The sequence below is a fragment of the Methanocella sp. MCL-LM genome, from assembly GCF_049676595.1.
Taxonomy (GTDB): Archaea; Halobacteriota; Methanocellia; order Methanocellales; family Methanocellaceae; genus Methanocella_A.
Genome location: NZ_CP187259.1, coordinates 3,606,441 through 3,614,771, shown reverse-complemented (window position 1 = coordinate 3,614,771; position 8,331 = coordinate 3,606,441). Strand labels below are relative to the sequence as shown.

The following is an 8,331-nucleotide window of genomic DNA, read 5'->3' as shown; positions in this document are numbered from 1 at the left end:
AAGCTCAGTTTAGTGTGCTGAATTCTGGTTGATCCTGCCAGAGGTCACTGCTATCGGTGTTCGATTAAGCCATGCGAGTCGAGAGGCGTCATGGCCTCGGCGTACTGCTCAGTAACACGTGGACAACCTGCCCAAAGGTCCGGGATAACCCCGGGAAACTGGGGATAATACCGGATAAGTCACAACTTCTGGAATGGGTTGTGGTTGAAACTTCCGGGGCCTTTGGATGGGTCTGCGGCGGATTAGGTTGTTGCCGGTGTAACGTACCGTCAAGCCTGTAATCCGTACGGGTTGTGGGAGCAAGAGCCCGGAGATGGATTCTGAGACACGAATCCAGGCCCTACGGGGCGCAGCAGGCGCGAAAACTCTACAATGCAGGCAACTGCGATAGGGGAACATCGAGTGCTCATCATCTTGGTGGGCTGTCCACCCGTCTAAAAAACGGGTGTTAGCAAGGGCCGGGCAAGACCGGTGCCAGCCGCCGCGGTAATACCGGCGGCTCGAGTGGTGGCCGATATTATTGAGTCTAAAGGGTCCGTAGCCGGCTTTGCAAGTCTTTTGGGAAATCCAGCGGCTTAACCGTTGGTCGTCCGGGAGATACTACATTGCTTGGGACTGGGAGAGGTAAGAGGTACTCAGGGGGTAGGAGTGAAATCCTGTAATCCTTTGGGGACCACCGGTGGCGAAGGCGTCTTACCAGAACAGGTCCGACGGTGAGGGACGAAAGCTAGGGGCACGAACCGGATTAGATACCCGGGTAGTCCTAGCCGTAAACGATGCTCGCTAGGTGTCACAACAATCGTGAATTGTTGTGGTGCCGTAGGGAAGCCGTGAAGCGAGCCACTTGGGAAGTACGACCGCAAGGTTGAAACTTAAAGGAATTGGCGGGGGAGCACCACAACGGGTGGAGCCTGCGGTTTAATTGGACTCAACGCCGGACAGCTTACCGGGATCGACAGTTGTATGAAGGCCAGGCTGAAGACCTTGCCGGACTAGCTGAGAGGAGGTGCATGGCCGCCGTCAGTTCGTACCGTGAGGCGTCCTGTTAAGTCAGGCAACGAGCGAGACCCATATCCACTGTTGCTAACACGCCCCGCAAGGGGTGGTGAGTACACGGTGGAGACCGCTGGCGCTAAGTCAGAGGAAGGAGTGGTCGACGGTAGGTCAGTATGCCCCGAATATCCCGGGCTACACGCGGGCTACAATGGACTGGACAATGGGTAACGACACCGAAAGGTGAGGTCAATCTCTTAAACCAGTTCTTAGTCCGGATTGAGGGCTGTAACTCGCCCTCATGAAGATGGAATCCGTAGTAATCGCATTTCAAAACAGTGCGGTGAATACGTCCCTGCTCCTTGCACACACCGCCCGTCAAACCACCCGAGTGGGGTTTGAATGAGGGCCTTTTTCATTGAAAGGCTCGAATTCATGCTCTGTAAGGGGGGTTAAGTCGTAACAAGGTAGCCGTAGGGGAATCTGCGGCTGGATCACCTCCTAACGACGTTCTCTTAGAGAACGATGATTACCCAACGGGTAATCGACAAGACGATTTATCACTAACCAGGGAGTCGATAAACAACCAATCAAACGTGTAATAATGCTTGCGGGAATACCCCTCAGGTAAAGCCTGCAAATGGGGCTTGTAGCTCAGTTGGAAGAGCGCCGCCTTTGCAAGGCGGAGGCCCTGGGTTCAAATCCCAGCAAGTCCATTGCACCATATTACGCAATCTTTAAATAGGATGCGTGACTTGTATGGTGCTCGCAGTGCCCTGAACTAAGGTTCAGCGTGCATGCAGTAATCGTATCGTAAGTTCATATTCATCTAATAATCTCAGATGATCGATGCACCACCTATGAGTAATTCTTGGTGGGAAGGGTTGATGTCCATGAATAGGGGATCATAATAATAGATGGTCTTCATTCCAGTTTGTGGGCGATGAGGCTGTGTAAAGGAATTTTGCTCTGGACGCTGTATTGGAATGTAAACAGTACAAGCAAGTAATAATATTAACGTAGTTAACTGCGAAAAGAGATGAGATTCGGTAAACCGATTGTCTTTTGGCGTTGCTATGCCGTCTAGTGAATGGCTGGGCTCAAGAACCGAAGAAGGACGTGCCAAGCTGCGATAAGCCATGGGGAGGCGCAAGGAACCGTTGATCCGTGGATCTCCTAATAGGAACTCCTAACACTTTTTGTGTTGACCCGTAAGGGTTGGGAACGCCCTGAGTTGAAACATCTGCGTAGGGGCAGGAGAAGAAATCAAATTAGAGATGCTGTTAGTAACGGCGAGTGAACACAGCACAGCCTAAACTGAATCCCTTTCCGTAAGGAACTGGGAGATGTGGTGTTTTAAGCCCGCTTTTTAAACCGGCTCTGCATAAGACAAAGTCCCCTGGAACGGGGTACCATAGAGGGTGATAGTCCCGTTGTCGCTGCAGAGTGGTTGTAGCGTGTGCTTGAGTACCGTGGGTCGGAAATCTCGCGGGAATTGGGGGACACTTACCTCCAAGGCTAAACATATCTTGAGACCGATAGCGCAATAGTAGAGTGATCGAAAGCTGAAAAGCACCCTGAGAAGGGAGGTTAAAAGAGCCTGAAACGAGACGGCGATGGAGGGACAAGGCATGAAAGGATCTTCACACGGAAAGAAACAACCGCGAGGTTGCTGTATGACGTGTGTTGCCAGTGTTTTGTCGTACGTTTTGAAGAACGGGCCAAGGAGTGTACTCGAGTGGCGAGGCTAACTCAGTAGTGAGGAAGTCGAAGGGAAACCAACATGCTCGCAAGTAATGAGGAGCGACGTATACAAGTGCGTGGAGTCATTAGGGTACGACCCGAAACCAGGTGATCTAGACGTGGGCAGATTGAAGCGTAACGAAAGTTACGTGGAGGATCGTTAGGGGTTTTGACGTGCAAATCATTCCCGTGACCTACGCCTAGGGGTGAAAGTCCAATCGAACTTGGAAACAGCTGGTTCCTCCAGAAACATATCGAAGTATGACCTCACACGAGGTTGAAGGCCGAGTAGAGCACTGATTAAGGGAGCCGGGCGGGAAACTGCTCGTCCTTTTGTCAAACTCCAAAGCGGCTTTCGCCGTAGACTGTGGGCAGTCCGGGCTGGTGGGTAAGCTACTAGTCCGTAAGGGAGACAACCCAGACCTGGGTTAAGGTCCCTAATTGTAGACTAAGTGTAAACACTGAAGGGCGTCCCAAGCCCTAGACAACTGGGAGGTGAGCTTAGAAGCAGCTACCCTTTAAAAATAGCGTAACAGCTTACCAGTCGAGGTTTGGGGCCCCGAAAATGGACGGGGCTCAAGTCTACAACCGAGACCCAGGCGTACAGAAATGTAATCGCGTATGGAGGCGTTACCAGAGGGTGGAAGCAGGGTTGTAAAGTCCTGTGGACCTCTGGCAAACGAAAATCTTGGCATTAGTAGCAGCTTAGCAAGGTGAGAATCCTTGCCGCCGAAAGGGCCAGGTTTCCTCGGCAATGATCGTCAGCCGAGGGTTAGTCGGTCCTAAGATACACCTTAACCGGAGTGTGTCAAAAGGGAAACAGGTTAATATTCCTGTACTCTTGCATGCTAAAACCAACGCTTCAGGCTAACACTTGCACACTCGTCTGTGTGTTCAAGCTAATACCCCGGTGGAGAACCGTAATGGTGAGAAGCTGGGTAACATGTGATGACGTAAGAAGTGCCACGCCAGGAGCCCATGAAAAGGGAATGCAAGAACCGTACCGAGATCCGACACAGGTGCCCCTAGTTAAGAAGACTAAGGCGTGTCGGTTTACCGTGGCCAAGGGAATTCGGCAAATTAGCCCCGTAACTTCGGGATAAGGGGTGCCTGCCATGAAGATGGCAGGTCGCAGTGACGAGGGAGCGCTGACTGTCTAATAACAACATAGCTGATCGCCAAACCGTAAGGTCTAGTACGATCAGTGAATCCTGCCCAGTGCAGGTACCTGAAAACCTCGTTCAAGGGGAAGAAGGGCCTGTCAACGGCGGGGGTAACTATAACCCTCTTAAGGTAGCGTAGTACCTTGCCGCTTAATTGGCGGCTTGCATGAATGGATCAACGAGCGCTCTACTGTCCCTGGCCACGCGCCGGTGAACTTTACATCCTAGTGCAGAGTCTAGGGACCCCTAATGGGAAGTGAAGACCCCGTGGAGCTTTACTGCAACCTGTCGCTGGGTTGTGGTCCTGGATGTGCAGCGTAGGTAGGACCCGTCGAAGCCAAGGCGCTAGCCTTGGTGGAGGGAACCATGAGACACTACCCTTCTTGGGCTACGACCCTAACTCAGAGATGAGGACCCCGATAGGTGGGCAGTTTGGCTGGGGCGGCACGCCCGCGAAAAAATATCGAGGGCGCTCTAAGGTCAACTCAATCGAGTCAGAAACTCGACCGAGAGTGTAAGGGCATAAGTTGGCTTGACTGGCAACCGCATAATGAGGTTGGCAGAGACGAAAGTCGGACCTAACGAACCACTAAGCCTTCTAAGTGAGGGCTATTGATGTCAGAAAAGCTACCCCGGGGATAACAGAGTCGTCGCCGGCAAGAGTACATATCGACCCGGCGGCTTGCTACCTCGATGTCGGTTCTTTCCATCCTGGCAGTGCAGCAGCTGCCAAGGGTGAGGTTGTTCGCCTATTAAAGGAGATCGTGAGCTGGGTTTAGACCGTCGTGAGACAGGTCGGTTACTATCTGTTAGGGGTGCAAGAAAGTCTGAGGGGAAGTTGCTTTTAGTACGAGAGGAACAAGGCAACGGCGCCACTAGTCTACCAGTTGTCTGACAAGGCATCGCTGGGCAGCCACGCGCTAAGTTGTAAGGGCTGAAAGCATCTAAGCCCGAAAAACACCCTGAAAAGAGACTTTCATACGGACGCCAATAAAAGATTGGTTTGATAGAGTTGAGGTGTACGCACCAAGGTAACGAGGTGCTCAGCCTGCAACCACTAAACGTCCAACCCGCCAAAAAACAATCACCAAACAAAGATATTGTTACACGGGTCCCACACTCAAGCAAAACTACTCTAAAATATTATACTTGATGTAGTTTGCATTCCAAAGCGAAATCCAGAGCGAAACACGAACTTTACACAGAAACCATATTCAACCATCAATAATTCGCTTAATCCATTTTCATTGTCATGTTAGTGGGTTTTGGCGGCCATAGCACCAGTGTTCACCCGGTCCCATTCCGAACCCGGAAGTTAAGCCTGGTCACGTAGTATGCTGTACTAAGGTACGCGAGTCCCTGGGAACCATACCACGCTGCCAACCCACCAACAACACAACACATTTTCTAAATATATGATTTAGTGATAGCAACGACTATCAATATTCATTTACAATAATTCAATACGCATGAACAACTATTCTATCTACAATTCCACTGACAGCTTAAACTTCATTTCTCAAATCTCCAAACCGTTTTTTATCAGACAAAATGCTTTGTCCATGAGAGCCGACTCTCTCAGGTATGGTATTCATCGTAGTGGCGGATGCCGTTTCTAAGCCTGAGCTATATGAGTCGAGGTTCAGCAAGCTCGGCGAAGTAAAAGTATATCGCGGCCAGCCATCTTCCATAGAAGAATATCTCTGCCGGGTCGATGGTGCCGACATAGCTGTTGTAAGCCATTTCAAGCTGCCTGCCAGGGCCTTTGATACCAGTAATCTCAAACTCGTAGCCCTCACCCGGACCGGGTTCGATGACGTTGACCTGGACGCGGCAACTCTGAAGGGCGTAACAGTCACGAATGTCCCGGGCTATTCTAACGAAGCTGTGGCAGAACATGTCTTCGCCATGCTGCTTTCCTTTGTCCGAAGGATCCCTGAAGCCGACTTCTGGATGCGGGAAGAAAAGTTCGACTGTACTGCTTTTGAGGGCCGGGAGCTGCGGGGAAAAACTCTCGGTGTGATTGGCACAGGGCAGATCGGCTCGAGGGTGGCGGAGATAGCCCGGTGCTTCGGGATGGATGTCATCGCTTACGATGTTCGTCGGAGCCCGGCAAGCGGGAGTAAGTTCAGGTACGTAGGCCTCGATCGTCTCTGCGCAGAAAGCGATTTCATCACCTTACACCTGCCTCTGACGCCTGATACCGAAGGCCTCCTCGACGACGAGGCTTTCCGATTAATGAAGCCTGGGGCAGTCATTGTCAATACTGCCCGGGGGCCTGTCATCCGCCAGGATGCTCTGGTGCGGGCGCTGGATGAAGGCAGAATCGGTGGAGCCTGCCTCGACGTATACGATCGGGAGCCGCTGCCGCAGGATAGCCCGCTTATCGGCCTGAGTAACACGCTTCTTACGCCTCACATCGCTTACAATACCCGGGAAGCGAAGGAGCAGAGCATTGCCATAGCCGCTGAGAACGTGGCGCAATTTCTGGCGGGGAAGCCCCGGAATGTCGTGAACCCCGCTGTGCTGGGCGTTAAGCAGTAAGCGTTTTCCATGGTAATATTTTTATACCGTGGACTTGTAGTAGTATTGGTGGTAAACCTGATAGCCGTGCAAACGAGCCTGTATACCAGCAATTTTTACACTACTACCACCGCAACTACTACTAATGGCCAGTGAGTGAGGACGACGAGCCTCTCTCGGCCCAGCTTTTTCCGGAGGCACTTGATCTTGATGGAGCTCAAAAACAGGGAAGATATCGTGAAGAACATTCAGAGCAGGCGGATCATACTTCTGCCTGACGGCACTGAGCTGCCCGTGGACCTCGCGAAAGAAGACGAGGTCATGGCCGCGCTTGCGAAAGCGGAATGCAAGCCCCTCGAGGCTTACGTAGTCTCTGAGGAACTGAAGAAGCCTCCTGGCATTGAGCCTCCCTCAGTCAAGATCATGCAGGCCCACGAGCTGGTCGGCTACGAGCCATCCTCGGACTCAGGCAACTTCAGGTTTTACCCTAAGGGCTACCTGATCTTCCAGCTGCTGCACGACTGGGCGAACGAGATTGCAGTCAGCCGCTTCAAGGCGCTGCAGATCGACTCCCCGCTGCTCTACGCCTGGGACGATCCCCAGATCCGGGAGCAGGCCGGTACCTTCCACGAGCGTCACTACTCGGTCAGGTCTCCTGACAGCGATCGGGAGTTCATCCTGCGGTTCGCGGGCGACTTCGGGCTGTTCAAGATCATGAAGGACGCCACCATCAGCTACCGGAACCTGCCCCTGCGCATGTACGAGTTCAGCAAGAGCTTCCGGTACGAGCGGAGCGGAGAGCTGTCCGGCCTGAAGAGGCTCCGGGCTTTTCACATGCCCGACATCCACTGCTTCTGCCGGGACATCGACGAGGGCTGGGCAGAGTACCAGGAATTGTACCGGAACTATTCTGACCTCGCTGACGCTTCCGGCGTCGAGTACGCTATCGTCTTCCGCATCGTGGAGTCCTTCTACCTGGAAAACCGGTCCAGGATCGTCGATCTCGTAAAATACTCCAACCAGCCGGCCTTCATCGAAATACTGTCCGAGGCCAAGCACTACTGGGCCGTCAAGAACGAATTTCAGGGCGTGGACTCGACCCGGGGCTGCATCCAGCTCTCGACGGTGCAGCTGGATGTCAAGGATGCCCAGGTGTACGGCATCGACTACACTGACCGGGACGGCAAGAAGAAAGGCTGCATCATCTGCCACTCCAGCATCGGCAGCATCGAGCGGTGGTACTACTCCATCCTCGAGGAGGCGCTGAAGAAAGAGCAGCCCACCCTGCCGGTCTGGCTCGCCCCGACCCAGGTGCGGATCATCCCCGTCTCCGAGAAGCAGCAGGAATACTGCCGGTACCTGGATATCGACGGCGTCCGGTACGACGTGGACGACAGTGATGAGACGCTGGCCAAGAAGATCGCGAAAGCCAACACTGAATGGATCCCGTACGTTGCCGTGGTAGGCGACCGGGAGGCGGAATCGGGCGTGCTCTCCGTCAGCATCAGAGAAACTGGCAAGCGGGTGACCATGACCCGGGAAGAGCTGGCGCAGGAGATCAGAATGCGCTGCGCAGGCAAACCTTACCGCCCGCTGGCCCTGCCCAAGCTGCTGAGCCAGCGCCCGACCTTTAAGTGATCACGATATACTCCCGGGACAAATTTCCGGGATTCTGTACTTTTTTCGCCGTCGGTAGCTTGACGCGCCTTGCTGACAGCAAAAATGATAGAAAAATTATTTGTACCATTAAGGTTTAAGGATTGTCGCACGACCCCGGCAGACAATCGCAACGTATAAAAGGTGTCGTAATATAATTAATACGACTACGTCGAACGACATCATTGTCGGGCGACGATCATCTACGTGCGATGAGCGTGCCGGACCCATTGCCGGCCGTGTTAAAGCGCAA

2 protein-coding genes, 1 tRNA gene and 3 rRNA genes are annotated in these 8,331 nt (G+C 53.0%); all 6 read left to right on the top strand.

Features of this window, described 5'->3' with window-relative positions:
- Positions 1-21 precede the first annotated feature (21 nt).
- A 16S ribosomal RNA gene (locus ACPLPM_RS18165) occupies positions 22-1,496 on the top strand.
- A 140-nt stretch (positions 1,497-1,636) separates the two neighbouring features.
- Positions 1,637-1,709: transfer RNA gene (locus tag ACPLPM_RS18160), tRNA-Ala, on the top strand.
- A gap of 345 nt (positions 1,710-2,054) precedes the next feature.
- Positions 2,055-4,980, top strand: a 23S ribosomal RNA gene (locus tag ACPLPM_RS18155).
- Between the two features lie 183 nt (positions 4,981-5,163).
- Positions 5,164-5,284 (top strand): 5S ribosomal RNA (rrf, locus tag ACPLPM_RS18150).
- Together the 16S, 23S and 5S rRNA genes with 1 tRNA gene alongside form the textbook arrangement of a ribosomal RNA operon.
- A 199-nt stretch (positions 5,285-5,483) precedes the next feature.
- Complete coding sequence (locus ACPLPM_RS18145) at positions 5,484-6,443, top strand: 2-hydroxyacid dehydrogenase (RefSeq protein WP_424358178.1); 960 nt, start codon at positions 5,484-5,486, stop codon at positions 6,441-6,443.
- 189 nt (positions 6,444-6,632) lie between these two features.
- Positions 6,633-8,060: an aminoacyl--tRNA ligase-related protein gene (locus ACPLPM_RS18140; protein ID WP_424360014.1), complete on the top strand. Its 1,428-nt coding sequence runs from the start codon at positions 6,633-6,635 to the stop codon at positions 8,058-8,060.
- The last annotated feature ends 271 nt before the right edge of the window (positions 8,061-8,331 follow it).

Coding starts and splice junctions, on each gene's coding strand:
- ACPLPM_RS18145 (WP_424358178.1), top strand. CDS start 5,484: ATGGTATTCATCGTAGTGGCGGATGCCGTTTCTAAGCCTGAGCTATAT.
- ACPLPM_RS18140 (WP_424360014.1), top strand. CDS start 6,633: ATGGAGCTCAAAAACAGGGAAGATATCGTGAAGAACATTCAGAGCAGG.